The sequence below is a fragment of the Terriglobales bacterium genome (assembly GCA_035764005.1).
Classification (GTDB): domain Bacteria; phylum Acidobacteriota; class Terriglobia; order Terriglobales; family Acidobacteriaceae; genus Gp1-AA112.
This window is the reverse complement of record DASTZZ010000111.1, coordinates 1-18,337: the sequence shown is the minus strand read 5'-3', so window position 1 is coordinate 18,337 and position 18,337 is coordinate 1. Positions and strand designations below refer to the sequence as shown.

General features: G+C 58.6%; 13 protein-coding genes and 1 tRNA gene. 5 read left to right on the top strand and 9 right to left on the bottom strand.

Annotated elements, in window-relative coordinates:
- Positions 1-155 precede the first annotated feature (155 nt).
- Positions 156-911 carry a response regulator gene (locus VFU50_18210; protein HEU5234797.1) on the top strand — a complete coding sequence of 252 codons (756 nt, stop codon included), beginning with the start codon at positions 156-158 and terminating at the stop codon, positions 909-911.
- Between the two features lie 98 nt (positions 912-1,009).
- Here VFU50_18210 and VFU50_18205 read toward each other — a convergent pair whose 3' ends face one another.
- The 8 genes from VFU50_18205 to VFU50_18170 form a co-directional block, all read right to left on the bottom strand.
- Positions 1,010-4,063: a carboxypeptidase regulatory-like domain-containing protein gene (locus VFU50_18205; protein HEU5234796.1), complete on the bottom strand. Its 3,054-nt coding sequence runs from the start codon at positions 4,061-4,063 to the stop codon at positions 1,010-1,012.
- Positions 4,064-4,892: 829 nt separating this feature from the next.
- A complete protein-coding gene (locus VFU50_18200) occupies positions 4,893-6,263 on the bottom strand; it encodes a sigma-54 dependent transcriptional regulator (protein HEU5234795.1) in 1,371 nt (456 codons plus the stop codon).
- 145 nt (positions 6,264-6,408) lie between these two features.
- Positions 6,409-7,851 (bottom strand): glycosyltransferase family 2 protein, encoded by a 1,443-nt coding sequence (locus tag VFU50_18195; protein HEU5234794.1) that lies wholly within the window; start codon positions 7,849-7,851, stop codon positions 6,409-6,411.
- On the bottom strand, positions 7,844-8,956 hold the full coding sequence (locus VFU50_18190) for a HEAT repeat domain-containing protein (GenBank protein ID HEU5234793.1): 1,113 nt from the start codon (positions 8,954-8,956) through the stop codon (positions 7,844-7,846). Before VFU50_18190 ends, VFU50_18195 begins: the two co-directional genes overlap by 8 nt.
- Positions 8,957-9,032: 76 nt before the next feature.
- Positions 9,033-10,280, bottom strand: a complete 1,248-nt coding sequence (locus VFU50_18185; GenBank protein HEU5234792.1) for a hypothetical protein — start codon at positions 10,278-10,280, stop codon at positions 9,033-9,035.
- 132 nt (positions 10,281-10,412) lie between these two features.
- Positions 10,413-11,366, bottom strand: a complete 954-nt coding sequence (locus tag VFU50_18180; protein ID HEU5234791.1) for a diguanylate cyclase — start codon at positions 11,364-11,366, stop codon at positions 10,413-10,415.
- 17 nt (positions 11,367-11,383) lie between these two features.
- Positions 11,384-12,745 carry a sigma-54 dependent transcriptional regulator gene (locus VFU50_18175; GenBank protein HEU5234790.1) on the bottom strand — a complete coding sequence of 454 codons (1,362 nt, stop codon included), beginning with the start codon at positions 12,743-12,745 and terminating at the stop codon, positions 11,384-11,386.
- Positions 12,746-12,771: 26 nt separating this feature from the next.
- Entirely contained in the window at positions 12,772-13,215 is a 444-nt protein-coding gene (locus VFU50_18170; protein HEU5234789.1) for a hypothetical protein, read from the bottom strand.
- 495 nt (positions 13,216-13,710) lie between these two features.
- Between VFU50_18170 and VFU50_18165 the strand changes: the two genes are divergently transcribed.
- From VFU50_18165 to VFU50_18150, 4 genes are all read left to right on the top strand, one after another.
- Entirely contained in the window at positions 13,711-13,971 is a 261-nt protein-coding gene (locus VFU50_18165; GenBank protein ID HEU5234788.1) for a hypothetical protein, read from the top strand.
- Positions 13,972-14,008: 37 nt separating this feature from the next.
- Positions 14,009-14,746, top strand: a complete 738-nt coding sequence (locus VFU50_18160) for a PilZ domain-containing protein (protein ID HEU5234787.1) — start codon at positions 14,009-14,011, stop codon at positions 14,744-14,746.
- Positions 14,747-15,061: 315 nt separating this feature from the next.
- The gene (locus VFU50_18155; protein ID HEU5234786.1) at positions 15,062-15,787 is read left to right on the top strand and encodes a PilZ domain-containing protein; all 726 of its coding nucleotides are present in this window, start codon (positions 15,062-15,064) and stop codon (positions 15,785-15,787) included.
- Positions 15,788-15,790: 3 nt separating this feature from the next.
- On the top strand, positions 15,791-17,845 hold the full coding sequence (locus VFU50_18150; protein HEU5234785.1) for an EAL domain-containing protein: 2,055 nt from the start codon (positions 15,791-15,793) through the stop codon (positions 17,843-17,845).
- 238 nt (positions 17,846-18,083) lie between these two features.
- Here VFU50_18150 and VFU50_18145 read toward each other — a convergent pair.
- A tRNA-Asp gene (locus VFU50_18145) sits at positions 18,084-18,160 on the bottom strand.
- Positions 18,161-18,337 lie beyond the last annotated feature (177 nt).

Below are 18,337 nucleotides of genomic sequence, written 5' to 3'. Positions count from 1 at the left end.
GATTCTGGCGGCAATTCGTTTTAGTTTTTGTTAGGAGGGACGCACCTGCGAAGCTCATCCGGTGAGCGTCGCAGCGACGAATCGCCATCGCTCGTGAGCAACGGAGTCGAGGCTAATGGAGCGGGACGAGCCGAGTATTAGGACGCATCGCATCAATGGACATTTTGATCGTAGATGATGAATCGTCGGTTCGTGAGGTGCTGCAACTCTGCCTTGAGCGTTCCGGATACCGGGTGCGATCCGCATGTTCGGCTGCTGAGGCCTTCGCTCTGCTCGAAGGATATGTTCCCGAAGTGGTAATTTGCGATCTTCATCTCAGCGGAATGAACGGAAGAGACTTCTGCGTGACGATTTCAGACTTCTTGCCCACAACAAAGATCTTTCTGATGACGGGCGATGTGTCTTCACCAAAATCTTGTGCGAACTTCACAGTGATTCACAAACCGCTTTCGACCACATCCTTGATCAAGTTGATCGGTCCTTCACACTCGGAGATAGATGGCGCCGGCGATCTTGGAAAACGCGTCGAACACATTTCCGGTTCGGCGAAAAAGTTTGTGCTGGTGCTGAAATCGGGACCTCCGCGCTTCACTTTCATGGACTGGTATGAACTCGGCTTCGTTACAACCTGGACACGCCGCCCCGAGGAAGCGGAGCAGATCCTGGAAAGGCATGCTCACGACCTGCTTGCCATTGATCTTGGGAGCAATGTCGCTCAAGTGTCAGAGATTTGCGCACGATTTGAGAGGTTTAGGCCCCGGCTGCGGATCATGTTATTGAAGGATCCGGCCATCACTATGCCGAGCGAGCATTGCGGGGACCTCGTCGTCAGCAATCGTTCTTCTCGTGCGCACATCTATCGTCTGATTGCACCGCGAGCCCCATTGTGGAACTGCGCAGGCAGGTCGTGAATATCAGCCAATGGACATTGCTTGAGACTGGCTCTTTCTGCACAGCCGGCTTTCGGCAGACCTGGCAAAACGCGGTGCACTCATGAGGCGCGGGCGCGTTACCAGTTCAGTTTGAGCGCAACCTGGATTTCGCGGTTTGCGACCTGCGTCGCTGTGATCAATCCTGCGCCCGACACCGGAGTGCCACCCTGGTCGAACACTTGCAAGTGCTGTAATGGCGGTGCAAAGTTCGCATGGTTTAGCACGTTGAAAGACTCCAGCCGGAATTGCAATTGAACTTTTTTACCGCGCGGCTCAAGGTTAATGTTTTTGAAAATGGCTGCATCGATGGTCCAGAGTCCTGGACCAGTCAAGATGTTTCTGCCCAAATCTCCGCGCACGTTTGCCTGCGCCGGAAACGCAAGACACCCGGTCTTGATGTAAGCGTTGGGATCTCCTGAATTGGTTAACGTATGACATCTCGGCGCTTCCACTACGTTCGGAACGTCAGTGCCCGCGATCGCCATTTTGGTGCCCAACGGATCACCGCCGATGATCGGCGTGAACGGTACACCGGACTGGGCCTTAATCACGCCGCTCAACTGCCAGCCTTGGACCAACTTCTTTTCAATGCCTGTTGCCGTGCTCGGTGCAGGTACATCCCAAATGAAATTGGCCGATAGCACCTTTGAAATATCGAAGTCAGAGCGACCGCGATTTGCGCGCGGCGCGAACCATAGCAGGCCAGCGACGGAATTGTCGTATTGGTCCGCGGTTATGGTCGCCGATGAGGTATCGATGCTCTTGCCCCAGGTAAACGCAGAGTGCAGTTGCAGTCTGCTACGAATCGTCTTTGAGACCTGCAATTGAAGAGCGTTGTAGGTGGACGACGATCCCCAAAATAAGCCGCTGATCCTGCCGAAATCCGGATTGATGCGCTGGCCGTTCTCCGGATACATATAGCCGGCGGAAGTTAGTGTCGGCAGTACGGTGTCGAAATCATCCACACGGAAGGGCTGATGAAGGCCCCGCGATCCCACATATGCGATGCTGCCGCCAAGGCGGCTATTGTTTTCGAGCGAAGCGCCAAGCATCCACTGCATCACGTAATTTCGGCCGGGGTCCGGCTGCACATAGGTCGCGCGCAGGTTTTCGGGCGAGCCTGACGCCTCCTGATACGCCAGTTGCGGAAACGAACCCGGAGAGAGAAACGTGTCGTTGAGCGCTCCGTTAAACGGCGTTGCAAACGGAGTAATGATCGAGAATTCGTAAGGCAACGGCAGAACGTCGAAGATGCCGAAGCCGGAATGAACGACGACGCTGTTGCCGAACGGGCTCCACGCCAGGCCGACTCTCGGTTCAAAGTTTCTCAGCGTTGGATTGCTAAAGTACGGGCTGCCAAGACGCGGCTGCGCAGACGTTAGCTGCGGCAGATTCGAAATGTAGCCATGCACCTCCGTGGGCACGGTCGCCATCTCGTAGCGCAGGCCCAAATTGGCCGACAGCGTGTCGCGAATATGCGCCGTATCGTCAATGTAGGCCCCAAAGAGCGTCTGCCGTGTGCCAAATGTGTTCTGCGTGTTCGGCAGTTGCGCTTCAAAATTCTGCGGCGAGTTGGTTAAGAATGCAGCTAGCGAGCTGAACTGGAAATCTCCGTTCGTTGAAGCCAGCAGTAACTCGTTGTCCTGCATGCGCTCGACATTGGCTCCAAAGCGGATGGTGTGAACGCCGCGAATCAGAGTGTTGTCCTGGTAGGTTTGGAACGAATTCCACCAGAACGATTTGCTGTGGCTCGAAAAACCCGCCCGATCCGCGTTAGGACCGCCGGAGAAATCGGTTAAGCCAGGAACTCCTGCAACTCCTCCGACGAATTCCGATGGCACAAATGCAAAAGACTTGTCTTCCAATGCGGGATTGAGGGCACGCAGGAAGCCGCCATCCACGGCGACGGCACGCACGAAACCAAAGCGGCCGGAACTCAGGAACTGAGTACTAAAAGGATGTGAAATCTGCAACGCAACGAGCTGCCGGTTCGCCACAACATCGGAGAGGGACTCGTCGAACGAGTCGGGCTGTACGATCCTCGATGAGTCACGCGTGTACGTGCCGAAAATCGCGCTCTTTCCCAGATTGGTATCAACTCTTGCCGTCAAGTAGTTCTCGGTGGTGACCTGTTGGGCCGCAAAAATGAAAAAGCCGAGATCGCCAGGGCTGATCACTCCCGCGTTGGGGAGCGGATAGAAGGCATTGAGAAATCGCTGAACGGCTGGGTCCACACTGATAACACCGGTCGAGAGCTGCCCATCCCGAGCGGCAACGGACGGGACGGTGTCGACGTGCGTAATGCCGAGCGACTGGCGCAGTCCTTCGTAGTCGGCGAAGAAGTACAGGCGATTCCGCACTGCGGGGCCGCCAAAGGAGACGCCGAACTGGTTGCGACGAAAAGGCGGTTTCTGTGTATCGAAATAGTTCCGGGCATCGAGCGCGCTGTTGCGAAGGAACTCGTAGACGCCACCGTGGAAGCTGCTCTCGCCTGATCGAGTGACAGCGTAGATCACTCCTCCCGAGGTGCGGCCATATTCAGGCGGATAGTTGTTGCTGAAGACTTGTACCTGCTTGACCGCATCAATACCCAGCGCTGCGCCAAGTACACTTCCCGGAGCGCCATTGGCATAATCGCTCACCGAGATCCCATCCACGAGATATGTGTTTTGTTCTGGGCGTCCTCCGGAGATGCTAACGGCCGAGCCAAACCCGCGCTGTGCCACATGTCCCGAAGAGCTATTCGCTGTTTCCACGCCGGCGACTCCGGCCTTGAGTGTTGCCAGTTGCGTCCAATCACGCCCATTCAACGGCGTGTTAGTTACAGTCTTATCGGCTGAAGCGGAGATCGGTTGCAACACCACGTCTCGGAGCAGCCGGCCGGACGTTATCGAAACCGCGGTCTGCTGCGGTACGAAACCTCTTGCTGAAACCGTCAGAAGATATTGTCCACGGTCGAGGGCGGTGAAAATGAAACTGCCCGAGCTGTCGGTGCGCAAGCAGGTAGTTCGATCACTTGGGATGCTTTTCACGCACACGAGTGCATCGGAAACTGGGCCAGCCGAGGCCCCCGTAACAGCTCCTTGTAACTGAGCGGCCCGATCTTGGGCAGATAAAGGGAGCGTCGACACAAGCAAGACGCAAGTGACAAAATGCGAGCTGGCTGCGAGTCGCTGCAGGACGCGCGCTGACCCCGGCTGTAATCGGCTTCCCGCATCCCTTTTGCTGATGCACACGGAAGCCTCCTCGGACGCGCACCACGGCTGCCGCTGAAGCTGACCCGGCTGAGGATGCGCGGAGCAGATTTAGCACGCCAAACCTTAAGGGAACATGAAAATTGATGAATGCCCGTCGTACAAAGTTCCCACTCCCGCGCAGGAATGAGCATCGCGTCTAGATATTGTGATCTCTTACTGCGCTTTTCTTAGCTCGCCCCGAGGGGAGGTGGACACCCATGGCCGTTTCAGGGCACAAGTCAAGAGAGATCGTCGCCGCTTGCGCGAATTTAGGTAGCCGCGCAGCGATTGAGCTTCCGACGTCCTGACCGCCCATTAGCGTGTTGGATGTGAGAGGACCTAGCGATGGGAAGGGCAATGGCGGGGACGACGGGGCTCGAACCTGCGGCTCTGCCGTGACAGGGAAACCACGTGATGTAATCACTTCAAATTAAACGATGTCGGCATGCACAGTTTGGAACGAAATGAATCCTCAGTCACTGTTATGGTCCCCTTAATGTACCCAGATGTGGGGCTCGGCTAAGTTAACCTTTATGACCCTCAGGTCTGGGTTCTCCTGAATCATCCCGATTCGGAACCTGTGTGAAGATGCTTTTCTGCAAACCTTCGCGGGACTTAAGGATGTGGAACACGAGCCCTGGCACGTTCCAAGTGAATGTTGCCGAAGCGAGGGGCTTCGCATTCTGTGTGGAAACGCGCGTCGCGCCAGAGATCTAACACCGCTTTAGCTTGCATCATCGCAAATCTCGCCTGAAAGAATGCTGTACAGAGTGGATCTGCTGATTCGTAAAATTTCTGCCGCTTTCAATTTATTTCCATGCACCGCCTGCAAAACCTCGTTCACGTGCTTGCGCTGAGCTTCCCGCAAAGACATGAGCTTGAATTCTTGAGCGCTGTCGAGTTGCGGGCGCAGGTTTCTGAGATGCGCTACGTCGACGAGCGCGTCCTCAGACATCATGCAGGCCCCGGCGATGACGTTTTCCAGTTCACGCACGTTGCCCGGCCAGGCGTGTTCCGCTAGCACCTTCTGCGCTCGCCGGCTGATGCCGGAAAATTTCTTTCCATACTGTCGGGAATACTTTTCTAAGAAATGCAATTCAAGAAGCGGGAGGTCCTCCATTCGCTGGCGAAGGGGAGGCAAGATCACCTGTGCCGCGGAGAGACGGTAGAAAAGATCTTCCCGAAAGCGGCCTTCTGCAACCTCGGCGCAGAGATCGCGATTGCTGGCGGCGATGACTCTGAAGTTGAGCTTGCGCAGGCGCGCCGATCCGAGCCGCTGGATTTCGTGACTCTGCAGAACGCGCAGCAGCTTGGCCTGCATGGCAATTGACATTTCGCTGATTTCGTCGAGAAATATCGTTCCCTGATCGGCGCGCTCAAAGAGTCCAGGCGTGTCCTGGAATGCGCCGGTGAAAGTTCCTTTTTGAAAGCCGAAGAGCTCGCTTTCGGCCAGGGATTCGGGCAGGGCCGCGCAGTTGCAGACGATGAAGGGCCCTTTGCGCACCGGGGAAAGGTGGTGCAGGGCGCGAGCCACCAGTTCCTTTCCCGTTCCCGAAGGACCGCTCACCAGCACCGTCCCAAAATGGGGCGCGATCCGGCTGATCTTGTTGAAGAGGTCGAGCATGCGCGGACTTCGACCCACCATTCCCTGGAAGGTGAAAGAAGACAGCAGCTGGGCGTCAAGTTTCCGCGTGTGCCGCTTCTGCTTCGCCGCACCTAGCGAGCGCGCAACCCGATTGCGCAGTTGTTCGATCTCGACCGGCTTCAGCAGAAGTTCCGCCGCTCCTTTTTGTATCGATTCGAGCGCGAGAGTTGGCGAGTACTCTTCGGAAAGAACGATGATCTCAACCCCGGGATCGAGGGCCGAGATCTGCTGCAACAGGTCCATGCCGTTGCTGGCGATCAAATCGAGGCCGAGGATTACAAGGCTGGGATGGTGTTGCTGAAAGAGGCGGAGACCGGTTTCTGCATCCTGGGCCGCCGCCACCGTGATCGGCATGTCGGCGAAGATCTCCGGCATCAGCTTCTCGACGTACTCCCGATCCTCGATGACCAACATCGAGAAAGACGGGGGCGGCTCAAGGGCAATGGTCATGGCAAAAAAATGGGCATCAAGTTAGAACACGCAACTCTATCATCCGGTGGTGCAGGCCTGCGAAGCTTTGAGTTCAAGTGGTACGCGAGGCTTTACGTTCAAGTGGTGCATTCGGTTTCGTTCTTCACGCTGTTCTTGCCGTTGCTCAATCAACGTGATGAGCCGCCGCCTTTTGCTGCGCCGGTGCGCAGGGAATGCCTATGCGCTTCGCCTCCTTCCATTCCATGTCTCCCCTGAAGTATTGCCACATGCCCTGAAGACGCCACCACATATTCAATTGCCGATAGGGAAAATGTTCGATGAAACAGTAGAGGATGAGCTTGGCGACATGACGCCAGCGGTTGTAGCGGCGATACGTCATCTCCTCGAGAAGTATCGCGCCGATGGAAATCAGCGTGGCGAATGCATATCCGTAAAACATGATTTCAAAAAAAACGTTAAAGCGCAGCGCATGCAGTAGCCAAGCTGCCGTGATCGACAGATATCCCAGAAGCTCCACCACAGGTTCAAAGAGTTCATAGACCCACAGATAAGGAAGCATGATCGACCCCAGTCGCCCGTATCGACGCTTGAACAGCATGTCCCGATTGGGCCACAAGACGTCGAGCAGACCTTTCTGCCAACGCGCCCGCTGGCGCGCCAGCGAGCGCAGATCGTTGGGTACCTCAGTCCAGCATGCAGGGTCGGGCACGAACATGATCGAGTAGTTTGTGCCTTCTTCCAGCAGCTTGCGGTGCATTCTCACCACCAGGTCGAGATCCTCTCCGATCGCGCTGGTGCGAAATCCGCCGATGCGCCGCACCAGCTCGGTTTTGAAGACGCCAAATGCGCCGGAGATGAGGGGCAGCATCTTGAACATGGCCCAGCCCTCACGCCCGATGAGAAAGGCGCGCAGGTACTCGATGATCTGCAGCACCTCCACCGGCGATGGCGGCAGGTGAACGTGGGCGATGCGCGCACCCTCGACCGAGCATCCGTTCAAAATACGGACGATGCCGCCGATTGCGACCACGGGCGCGTCGGAGGCGGTACGAAGGCCGGACATGATGCGCAGCAGCGCATCGTTTTCCAGCAGCGAATCGGCGTCGATGACACAGACATACTGTCCGCTCGCCAGGTTGAGGCCGCAGTTGACGGCGTCGGCTTTGCTGCGCCGGTTTTCTTTATCGACTACGAGAAGCGCCGGACGCGTATTGCTGGCGTAGATGGCCCGTACCGGCCCGCTGGGGCACTCCTGGAAATACAGTATGTTGGCCGGGCGGAGCTGAAAGGTGTCCTGGAGTAACTGCAGCGTCCGGTCAGTCGATCCATCGTTCACGACCACGACTTCCAGCTGGGGATAATCAAGATTCAGTAGAGCTTCGACGCTGGCAATGATGCTCGCCGCTTCGTTGCGGGCCGGGCAAATAACGGAAATCGGCGGAGTAAAAGGGGAGCTGGTGATCAGGTCGAGGCCGCGCGTCGAAAGCCGGTCGCGGTGTCTGGAGGTCGAGATCAGCGCAGCGATCAGCAACACGAGGTACACGCCATTGGAGAGCAGATAATAAGCGAAAAAAAAGTAGCTCAACCACAGCAGCATCTCAAGCATTGCCCGCCATCACCTCGTTTGCACCTTGTCGCGCGTTGCGCTGTTGCTCGATCTGACGACGCGCCTCCTCGACGGCGCGGAGCAGGTTTCGTCCGCTATCGGAGATCAGGGCCTGCTTGTCGCTGAGCTGCAACATCAGCCCGGAGCACTGGCCAATGCGCTCCAGCTCGGAGATCAACGCATGCAACGCGTATTTGTCGCCGGTAGCTGCAACTCGATCGACGATCACCGGAAGCAGATCCCTGGGCAACTGGGCGAGAGCCGAGGCGGACCGGTGCCGCACCGTGCGATTGATATCGCAAATGGTCGACAACAATGCCGGCAGGCTGGCGGGATGACGAAATGCGGCGAGGGAAACGACCGCCCTTAGCCGCACAAACCAGATTTCGTCCATGGCCAGCTCGGAGAGAGCCGCAATCCCCACCAGGGGCTCGGCATGTGCCAAACCGCGCGCCGATGAAGCGCGAATCTCCGCGTCCGCATCCTTTGCCAATATGGCGAGATCATGGGCGACCTCCGGATTAGCGACTTCTCCGAGAATTCGCGCCAGAAACAGATGCGTGTTGCTTTCCAGATGCAGATAAGGAACGAGCAAGTCGGGTCGGGCACGGCAGCAGCGCAGCAGTGCATCTTTGATCGAGACCTGCGATACCTTCAGCGTTCCCGATGCCAGGCACTGAAGGATGACGACCGCGGCTTCCGCCGTTCCCATGTAGCCGAGCGCGCGAATCCCGGCATCCTGGATCATTCGATCCTGGGATTCGGCGGCGTCGGCCAGCAGGTCAAGGACTTCAGGGAGTCGGCTGCGGCCCAACACCAGGAGCGCCTCCCGTCTCTGATGTCGAGCGCCGGACGATGCCTGCCAGATGCGTTTCTCCAGCAGCCCGGAGCGGCGGATGAACTCCTGGATTTCATGGCCGTGCGGTTCCGAGCAATTCCCAATTCGGTCCAACACCAGGCGCTCGACAACCGCACGTTTGAATCGGTTTCGCCGCCAAGCGTCCACGGCGATGTCGGCGCTCAATAATTTCTTCCAATCACGGCGGAAGGCGAATGCCAACGCGTCCAGCCGGCGAAAATAGAAATCGCGATAGAGCCGCCGCATGCCAATGAAGACCAGCAGCGACAGAATGCTTCCCACGCAGATAAGCGCCGCGCGAAAGGCAAAGGTCGCCAGGGGGCTAGAAGCGGAGCTCATATCCCACACTGGTATCGATTTCGATTGCTCCATGGGAGCGCTGCTGATAAGCGGCGGAGGCTGAGAACTCCTGTGCCCTGCTCAACGAATAATGCACTCCACCGGCATAAGTACGTGCGGAGATCTGCCCGATCTGATCCTGGTTGGAATAATTCTCGGCTCCGGTCCCTGCGCCGATGTCGAGGCGTAGTCGAGAGAGCGCAGGAAGCGAGAGCTTGAGAAACAAAGCGGGCACCCAGCTCGCCCCGGCGTTCGCGAATCTGGTTCGCGCAGCGTTGCCGGAAACTGTGCACATCCAGTCTCGGGACAGATACCCAATCGCGCTTCCACCCAGCACCATGACCTCCGCGCTGTCGAACCAGATGGAGGCGGAGTGGGCCACGAACTCCATGCCTTTCAGAGCGCCGGCATGAAAACGCGTCCCATGGTCATAGTCGAAAGCGAACTGGCGAACAGGAGCGATCTGCTGCTGATTGGCAGCAGCAAAAGACGCAGCCAGCGACTGGTCGGCGGAGATGCGGTAGCTTACAGCCGTCCCCCATTGTCCGGAGGATTCCGAGAGTCGCCGGTACGAGGTCGCCAGCAGCCGAGAGCTCCAGCGGGAATTCCACCTTACCCCGAATTCAACGACCTGGGTCTGCGCAGCCGAGGAATAACTAAACAAATCAGTTTCGCTGCCGAGCCGAAGTGAGTAGCGGTAGAGATCGGACTTGGCTGCTGCCCCCGCGGCAGGGACCGAGTCTCTGGAAGAATCCTGATCGTGGATCGCCTGCTGGTTGCGCCGGCGGCGTTGTTCGATCTCGAGACTGGCCGGCCGCAGCCGCTGCGCGCGCTCCAGCACGGCGGAGGATTCGTTTACCTTTCCTTCCCAAAACAGAACATCGGACAGACCGATCGCGACGTCGGCGTCGTCCGGCGCCTGCAGCTCCACCTGGCGATACAGGGCCTCCGCCTCAACCAGATGCCCGGTCCATGACAGGATGCGTGCCCGCCACGTGCTCGCCTCCAGGTCCGCCGGCTGAACCGCGAGCCTGGCGCTCACGGTCGCGGCGGCGGCGGAGAGATCATGTGCCGCGACCTGCTCGCGAACTCTGACCAGCCAGTCAGAATCATCGGCAGCTTGAAGATGCCCGGGCAAACATAGACTGAGCCATAACGCTGCCCAACAGGCGCCATGAAGCACGGCTCTGGTGCTACCCGGTTCTGAGCTAATCACTGGCATGGTTTTCATCTTCACGCCGCTCCCTTACCAAACACCTCGGGAGCAGAAGCGAGAACAAAGATTCTTTACTACCTCCTCGTTTTTCAGCATTTCCAAAATGCGGTCACTACACTCTGCCGTCAATTGACAGCGGCGGAGATTTCAATCCCGGGCGCTGACGCGTCTCACCTGCAGACCTGCTCTTTGCGGTGGCAGTACGCTCGCGGGGCGGACCGCTTCTACCCGGTTTCGTCCTTTTCCCTTGGCGCGATAGAGGGCCTCGTCAGCATGCTGCAACAGCTCTTCCACACCGGTGCAGCGAACGGTATCGGTGGCGGCAACTCCCATGCTGAGCGTGACCGGCACCTTGGCGAATGTAGTGGTGACGGCCTCGCGGGAGACGAGGCCGCGGATCTCGTCGGCGCGGCGCGCAGCCACCGCGGAACTGCATCCCGGCAGCACAAGCAGAAACTCTTCGCCGCCATAGCGGCCGGCCAGGTCGTAGGCCCTGAGATCGCATTGGAGGCGGCGAGCTACTTCCTGCAGGACGATGTCACCGGCTGCGTGGCCGAGCGAGTCATTGATTTTTTTGAAGTGATCGATGTCGGCAAGCAGGATCGAGACCGGCTTGTTTTCGCGTTCGCCGCGCGACAGCTCGCGCTTGAGTGCCGCCATGACCTCCGCGCGATTAAAGAGCTTGGTAAGAAAATCGTGCGTGGCGGCGAACCTGAGCGACTGCTGCAGCTCGATGATCCTCTTGCCGACCATGATCTTGGCTCGCAATTCCGAGGGCTCGACCGGCTTCGTCAAGTAATCATCGGCGCCGGCTGCCATGGCAGTCAGCAGGTCCGCCTTCTTTTGCTTCGCCGTGAGCATCACGGTGTAGATGTAGCTGCCGTTTCCTCCTAGGGTGCGCAGCTTGCGGCAAAGTTCTAGACCATCCATTCCCGGCAGCATCCAGTCGAGCAGTACCAAATCGGGAGGCTGTGGATCCTGAAGCAACGTCCAGGCTTCGGCGCCGTCGCCTACCGAGCTGAACTCCAGGTGCCAAGCCTTCAGGTATTCGGTGACCTGACGGCGCTCCAGCTTTGAATCCTCTACCAGCAGTATGCGCATGATGAAATTGAGAAGCCTCAGCTCTTGCTTACCAGCGCCGGCCCTGGAGCTGCGACTGGCTGCAGGAGGCTGTACAGAGTCGATCGGCTAATGCCCAGAATCTCGGCGGCGCGAAGCTTGTTGCCGCCAACTGTCTCCAGCACGCGCTGTGCATGCTGTCTTTGAATTTCCGCCAGCGACATGGAAAGGGGAAAAGAGAGCCTGCTGCCGCTATCATCGTTGAGCCGCATGCCCGCGGGAAGATGGGCGATGTCGATCACCGGTCCATCGGCCATCATGCAGGCATTTCCGATGACGTTTTCAAGCTCGCGGATGTTGCCGGGCCAGTGATAAGCCGAAAGCACATTCTGCGCCCGGCGGCTGATGCCGCGGATACTCTTGCAATACTCAGCGGCGAACTTCTCGACGAAGTACTGCTGCAGCAAGGGCAGATCTTCTCTGCGTTCGCTGAGCGGAGGGAGAGAGATGGTGGCGGCGCTCAAGCGGTAGAACAGGTCCTCGCGGAAGCGGCCCTTGAGCACTTCTTGCCGGAGGTCGCGGTTGGTGGCGGCGATGACACGCAGGTTCAGCTTGTGGGCAATGGCGCACCCGACCTTCTGTATCTCGTGGCTCTGCAGAACCCGCAGCAGCTTCGCCTGAAGAGAGAGCGGCATTTCCCCGATCTCGTCCAGGAACACGACTCCGTCGTTGGCGTGCTCAAACAGTCCGCTGCGGTCGTGGTTCGCCCCGGTGAACGCCCCCCGGACGTATCCGAACCACTCGCTCTCGGCGAGGGTCTCGGGAACACCGGCGCAGTTGCAGACGACGAAGGGTCCCGCCTGCGCGGGCGACATCTGATGCAGCGCCCTGGCCACCAGCTCCTTGCCGGTGCCCGAGCGTCCGGTGAGGAGAACGCTGCGAAAATGCGGAGCGATGCGGCGCATGCTGGAGAAGATTTCCAGCATCTTGGGGCTGCGTGCGACCATGCCGTGAAATTGAAACGACAAGGCGAGCTTTTTATCGAGATCGTGCGTGCTTCGCTTGATCTGCATCTCCTCGAGCGATCGGGTCACTCGATCGCGCAGCGCCGACATCGAGATCGGTTTGGTCAGGTAATCGGCAGCGCCCTTCTTGATCGCCTCCACCGCCGCCGCAGTCGAGTAATCGCCGGTCAGGAGAAATACCTCGATGCCGGCGTCAAAGTTAACTAAGGCTTCGAGCAGCTCGATCCCATTCATCTTCGGCATGTGGAGATCGGCCAGCACGATCGCGGGACGGCGGGATTTGATGCTTTCTAAAGCCGCATGAGGATCGGTAAACGTCGCGGTCTCCACTTCGAGATCGTGTAACCCCTCTACGACCACCTCAAGCACCATGGCCTCATCATCGACGACAACCACCAAGGCTCGACTTTGGATCTCGCAGCTCAGATGCCCTCCTTGCCTAGGCGGCCGGGGCGCAGCGAGCGCGCTGGATCGCATCCCAGGCGCGGTTCTGGAGAGGCGACGTCGAGTTCCCGGCAGTGCGAGTCGAGCGCGAGATCGACTCGATCGGCCAGGGTGCGCTCGGCGACGGATTCGATTTCCCGTTCTAGGAAAAGCAGCCAGGCCGAGAGCTGGTCGCATCGATCGAAAACGTTCTCGTGGGCCAAAAGCGAGACGATGCGGGAGGTGAAGTACTGCGCCGGAGGACTGTCGCACAGGCGGAGATCTCGGGCCAGCTGGGCGGCGATTCGTCGCGCCTCCGGCAGATCGCGCTGCTGGAGGGCGCAGATCAGCTCGGCGACGGCGGCAAGTAGAGAACGATGGAGATGTTCTCTGAGACCCTGCCGCAATATCCGCAGATCTGCAGCACTCGTTTTTCGCGCCATGCCTGCCTCCGTGTTGCAGTCATAGTGCAACTTTTGTGCCATTCCCTGGCGACCCGGGTAAATGCTTACGGCACCCGAGCGCTTCGCCTTAGGCGCCGGGGTGGCAGGAAGCGAAGCAATCGGATTTTCCAGCTCGCATCGCGCTTTGCCGGGTGAAAATCGCCAGGATTGCCTACCTGTGGTGGCTGGGGCAGGCCGCAAAAAGGAAGCGACCAGGCGCAGAAACCCCAGCGAGTGTCCGAAGATCGTACACAGTTCCAGAATTCAAACACCCTCGCCGGCCGCGCGCCGCGCCATCCACCGTGAAATAAGCCTTTATCAGCAAAAGGTTTAGGCTTTCCCGGCAGCTTGTGGCCGCCGGATTGCAAAAACCAGGGAGCAGCCGAATTCGCGTTGCGGGGCGGACGTGTGGTTTCATTTTGGGAATCTTCCGGGAGAACAAAAGCGCGTCGGGCGATCCCGGTTCTCGCTTTTCTGGCGTGCGCATGGCCGGGAATGGCCCACGCGCAATCATCGCCGCGACGCGGGCACCCCGCCTCAGCGGCCTTGCACATAACAGTGGTGGTGATGCCGGTGGTTCATACGATAGTTGCGGCGCCGGCTCCCGCAACCCAGGAGTCGGATGGGATTACTTACAACCTCAAATCGCCTGCCATGTCTGAGAACTACGAGATTCGCATGCTTCCCCCAGAGGCGCAGAAGGGAAAGAAAGCAGCGCCGGCGATCCTGAAGACCCTGGTTGTGGTCCCGCGCTGAGCGATTCCGCAGCACAAATTTGCCCGGAGAAAAAGACATGAATGCGTCCAGTGCGCTACAAGCGGTCATCGTTTCCAACGATGCTTCCGTGCTCGAGACCATGCCCGTGTGCCTGGGCGAACTTGGCATACACGCCAGCGTTCACCAGCCCTCGTCGCTTATCGACGCGCTTGCAACCTGCAAAATCGATGTCTTTTTCGTCGACCAGGACAGCGATCCGGAACTGGCGCTGATCCAGCACGTGCGCACCTCTTCGTCCAGCCGGACGGCCGTGATTTTCGCTCTGGCACATCGGTCCAGGACCAGCTCACTCGCCTTTGGGGGAGCGGACTTTGTGATTGACAAGCCTCTGGTTCAGGAACACGTGACTCGCGCCCTGCGCGCAGCCTATGGAATCATGTTGAAAGAGCGCCGGCGATACACGCGCTACGCTTTAGCTTGCCGGGCCATTGTTCAAGATTCGACCTCGCGGCAATTTCTCGCGGCCACAACCAACATCAGCCAAACCGGACTGGCGCTCGAATGCGCCGCCCCACTGGTGGCGGGAGAGAAGATAACGGTGCGCCTCCGGCTGCCGCACTGCCGGCAGATCTCGAACTTCGGAGCACAGGTTATCTGGACGGCTACGAACGCAAAAGTCGGCCTGACCTTTACCGGAATGAGTTTGCCGGATCGGGAACGACTCAGCGAATGGATTGACGGCGAGTTCCTTCGTCAATGGCATGCTCTGATCCCGGAAACGGTTGCCGAGAGGTTTACCCATGCAGCGCGGTGAAGAGCCCTTGCAGCCTCCCTCGCCAAGCGCGGAGCAACTGAACCGGACGCGCAGGCGGCCACCTTCTCCGCTAAAACTCGAGACGTCGACTTGCACACGCCGCACCGTGCGAAAGCCAGGGTACGCGGCGAAGATCGATCGCGCGATCGCGATGATTCCCGCTAGACCTGAGGTTGTGGTGAATGGACACAGCCGCTGCAGAGCGGCGTCGGCGCGCATGGGTTCCCGAGTGCTGGAGTTTTCCCATTTTGGAGGAGAAGCGACCTGCGAGCAAACGAGCGCCGGCTTTCGAGGACTGCGGTGCGAGCCATGAGCATGAAGTCATCTTTGCCTGCTTACAGCGCCGCAGCCTCGGCGATTTTGCCTCAGCGCAGCACACAGAACTCTCCCGTTCTGGCACTCGTTAACCTGGATGCATCCAGCAGCGACACGGTTGAACGAGCTTTTGCGCAGTGCGGGATCGGCGCAGTGCGGGTGGGCGAAGAGTTTTCCCGCCGTGTCCGCCAGGAGAAATTCGAGGGAGGTGTCCTCCAGCTCAACGAGAGCGCCATTCCCGTTCTGGAAGCGATTCGTTCATCGCCTTCCAATCGCAGGATGATTGTCTACGGAATGGCCGACAAAGATCTGGAGATGCGACCTTTCTCCAGCTTCGGCATCAACGCCGTCCTCGATCTTCCCCTCGACCGAGCTGCGGTATCGAGAACGGCGCGTGCGACCTGCGCCCTCCTGCTGCAGGAGCTGCGGCGGTATGTCCGTGTCCCTTTGGTGACCGAAGTCGGCATTCAGAGCGGGGATGGCAGCTTGCGCGGTTCCAGCCGCGAAATCAGCGGCGGAGGAATGTCGGTGCAGTTTTCCGGGACGCTGGCGAACAACGGCTCGCGGTTGCGGCTCTCGTTTGCTCTGCCGGGCGGGTCCGCATTGACGATTGCAGCGGCCGTCTGTTGGAAGAGCGATTCCCTATTTGGATTTCAGTTTGAAGACACCGATCCAGCGCGGCTATTGGTGAAGCGATGGATCGATTCATTCTTAGGTTTGGCATAAATCATGACCGGGAACGCAACTTTGAGAGAGCAATCGACACACGAAGCAACGGCGAGCGGACCGCTGGCGCTTTTGCGAAAGCTCGAGGGCCGGGAGTGGTGGCTGTGGGCCTTTGCAGTCACCGTGACCCTGGTGCTGACCGCGGGTATCGTCTCGCTGACCTTTACCGGCTTCCGTCCCGATTCGGAAAACTATTGGACGGATCTCAAGGAATGGGTAAGGGCGCTGGCCGCTCTGGTTCTCCTGTTCGACATCTACACCGTCTACCAACAGCTGCTGCTGCACCGAATACGCCGGCGCCTGGCTGAGCGCGATCAGCTTTTTCAGGTGATTACCGAGAACGCCGCCGACATGATTGCGGTCATCGACTCTGAGGGCCGGCGCATCTACAACAGCCCGGCTTACGAAAAGGTTCTGGGTTACTCCCAGGAAGAGCTGAAGTCGACTCCTTCGATTGAACAGGTCCACCCCGAAGATCGTCCCCGCGTCATCGAAGCCGCTGCAAAAGCGCAGGTCACCGGCCGCGGAGAGCGCCTCGAGTACCGCATCCGCCACAAGGACGGAAGCTGGCGAATTCTGGAATCGACCGCGAGTGTAATTCAAGAGGCGTCGGGAAAGGTGCAGAGCCTGGTCGTAGTCAATCGCGATATCAGTGAGCGCAAATGGGCGGAGAATCGGCTCGCCCACAACGCGTTGCATGACGCTCTTACCAATCTTCCCAATCGCGCACTGTTTCTCGATCGCGTGCAGCACAGCCTCACTCTATCGCAGCGTCATGCCCGCTACATGTTTGCCGTGCTGTTCATCGACATCGATCAGTTCAAACTCTTAAACGACAGCCTGGGGCACAGCGCGGGCGACGAGCTGTTGATCCAGATCGGGAAACGGTTGAGCGCATCTCTGCGCGGCAGCGACACCATCTCCCGCTCCGGGTTGCCGGAAGAAGGTGAGACCTTGAGCGAGGCCGGCCTGGCCAGGCTGGGCGGCGATGAGTTTACCGTGCTGCTCGAAGACATTCGCGACTCTAGCGATGCCATACGCGTTGCGGAGCGGATCCAGGAGAGGTTGGCACTGCCCTTCGAGGTGAACGCACACGAGGTGATCACCAGCGCGAGCATCGGCATCGCCTTCGGTGCTCCCTCGAACACGGCAGCAGAGGAGCTGATTCGCGATGCCGAGATCGCCATGTATCGGGCCAAGCGCGAGGGAAAAGCTCAGTCGCGGGTTTTTGATCAGGGCATGCATGAGTCGGCGATGCGCCGGCTGCGCCTGGAAACGGAGTTGCGCCAGGCACTGGAGTTAGGAGAGTTCCGGGTTCATTATCAGCCGATCGTTTCTTTGCAAAATGAGAGCGTGGTGGGATTTGAAGCTCTGAGCCGCTGGCAGCGTCCCGGGGGTCTAGTGCCCCCAGCGGAATTTATCCCGGTTGCGGACGAGACGGGCATCATCCTCCCGCTGAACCGCGCGCTGCTGCGCGACGCGTGCCAGCAGATACGAAGGTGGCACGCCGATTTCGCCTCCGAGCCCGCACTGCGGATCAGTGTCAACATCACCCCCAAACAGTTTGCCCAGCCCGATCTGACCGCCCAGATCGCGCAAGTGCTCAAGGAAACCGGAATCGCACCCCAGGATGTCGACGTGGAGATCACGGAAACCATCGCCATGGGGGATGCGGAAAGATCGGCGCGGCTGCTGGGCGAACTCAAAGCTCTCGGAGTTCACTTAAGCATCGATGATTTCGGCACGGGCTACTCCTCTTTGAGCAGATTGCAGGGCTTTCCCGTGGATACGATAAAAATCGACCGCGCATTCATCTCCAAAATCTGCGAGGATGCGGAGAGCTCGGAAATCGTGCGCATCATTATTATGCTGGCGCACAATCTGGGTCTGTCGGTGGTGGCAGAGGGGGTCGAGACCGTGGCGCAACTGGAACAGCTGCGCTCGTTCGGCTGCGAGAAGGCCCAGGGATACCTTTTCTCTCGACCGGCCGATTCAGACTCGATCAGCGCCTTTCTGCACAGCCGTAGCTCAGGGCAACGTAGCTTCCTAAAAGCGTGACACACAAATACGCCCAATAGCCTATTTTTCCTCCGAGCAATTTCACATCGTTGCCCGACGCGTTCTCCTCGATTCTGCTTTCCGGTCAGACCTTGAAGGTGAAGACCCCATCTTCTCGAACTTTTTCTATTGGATGCAAAAAGCCTCAGCGAAGCGAAAAACCAGAGCACCTGATGTCCGACCAGGAGATAAGGAATGCTGCAAGAGTCGCAGTAATTTGTTAGATAAAGAAGGGAAGTGGCGGGGACGACGGGACTCGAACCCGCGGCCTCTGCCGTGACAGGGCAGCGTTCTAACCAACTGAACTACGTCCCCAGCTTTGTGTCGGGGTTGAGGTACCCTCGACTTGAGGTCGCACAGGAGTTTCGCGACCTGGAGCATCTGTCCCTGCTCCAGAGCAATTGTAACAAACTCCCGCGTTTCAGAATCCCCGCTAAGCTACGCTGCGGGCCATTGGGAACTCTGCACCGTTGCGGAAGTGGCTGCCGCATT

Bases quoted from the DNA above. Each gene is read 5' to 3' on its own strand.
- VFU50_18210 (HEU5234797.1), top strand. From the start codon at position 156: ATGGACATTTTGATCGTAGATGATGAATCGTCGGTTCGTGAGGTGCTG.
- VFU50_18200 (HEU5234795.1), bottom strand. From the start codon at position 6,263: ATGACCATTGCCCTTGAGCCGCCCCCGTCTTTCTCGATGTTGGTCATC.
- VFU50_18195 (HEU5234794.1), bottom strand. From the start codon at position 7,851: ATGCTTGAGATGCTGCTGTGGTTGAGCTACTTTTTTTTCGCTTATTAT.
- VFU50_18190 (HEU5234793.1), bottom strand. From the start codon at position 8,956: ATGCGGCGGCTCTATCGCGATTTCTATTTTCGCCGGCTGGACGCGTTG.
- VFU50_18185 (HEU5234792.1), bottom strand. From the start codon at position 10,280: ATGAAAACCATGCCAGTGATTAGCTCAGAACCGGGTAGCACCAGAGCC.
- VFU50_18180 (HEU5234791.1), bottom strand. From the start codon at position 11,366: ATGCGCATACTGCTGGTAGAGGATTCAAAGCTGGAGCGCCGTCAGGTC.
- VFU50_18170 (HEU5234789.1), bottom strand. From the start codon at position 13,215: ATGGCGCGAAAAACGAGTGCTGCAGATCTGCGGATATTGCGGCAGGGT.
- VFU50_18165 (HEU5234788.1), top strand. From the start codon at position 13,711: ATGGCCCACGCGCAATCATCGCCGCGACGCGGGCACCCCGCCTCAGCG.
- VFU50_18160 (HEU5234787.1), top strand. From the start codon at position 14,009: ATGAATGCGTCCAGTGCGCTACAAGCGGTCATCGTTTCCAACGATGCT.
- VFU50_18155 (HEU5234786.1), top strand. From the start codon at position 15,062: ATGAAGTCATCTTTGCCTGCTTACAGCGCCGCAGCCTCGGCGATTTTG.
- VFU50_18150 (HEU5234785.1), top strand. From the start codon at position 15,791: ATGACCGGGAACGCAACTTTGAGAGAGCAATCGACACACGAAGCAACG.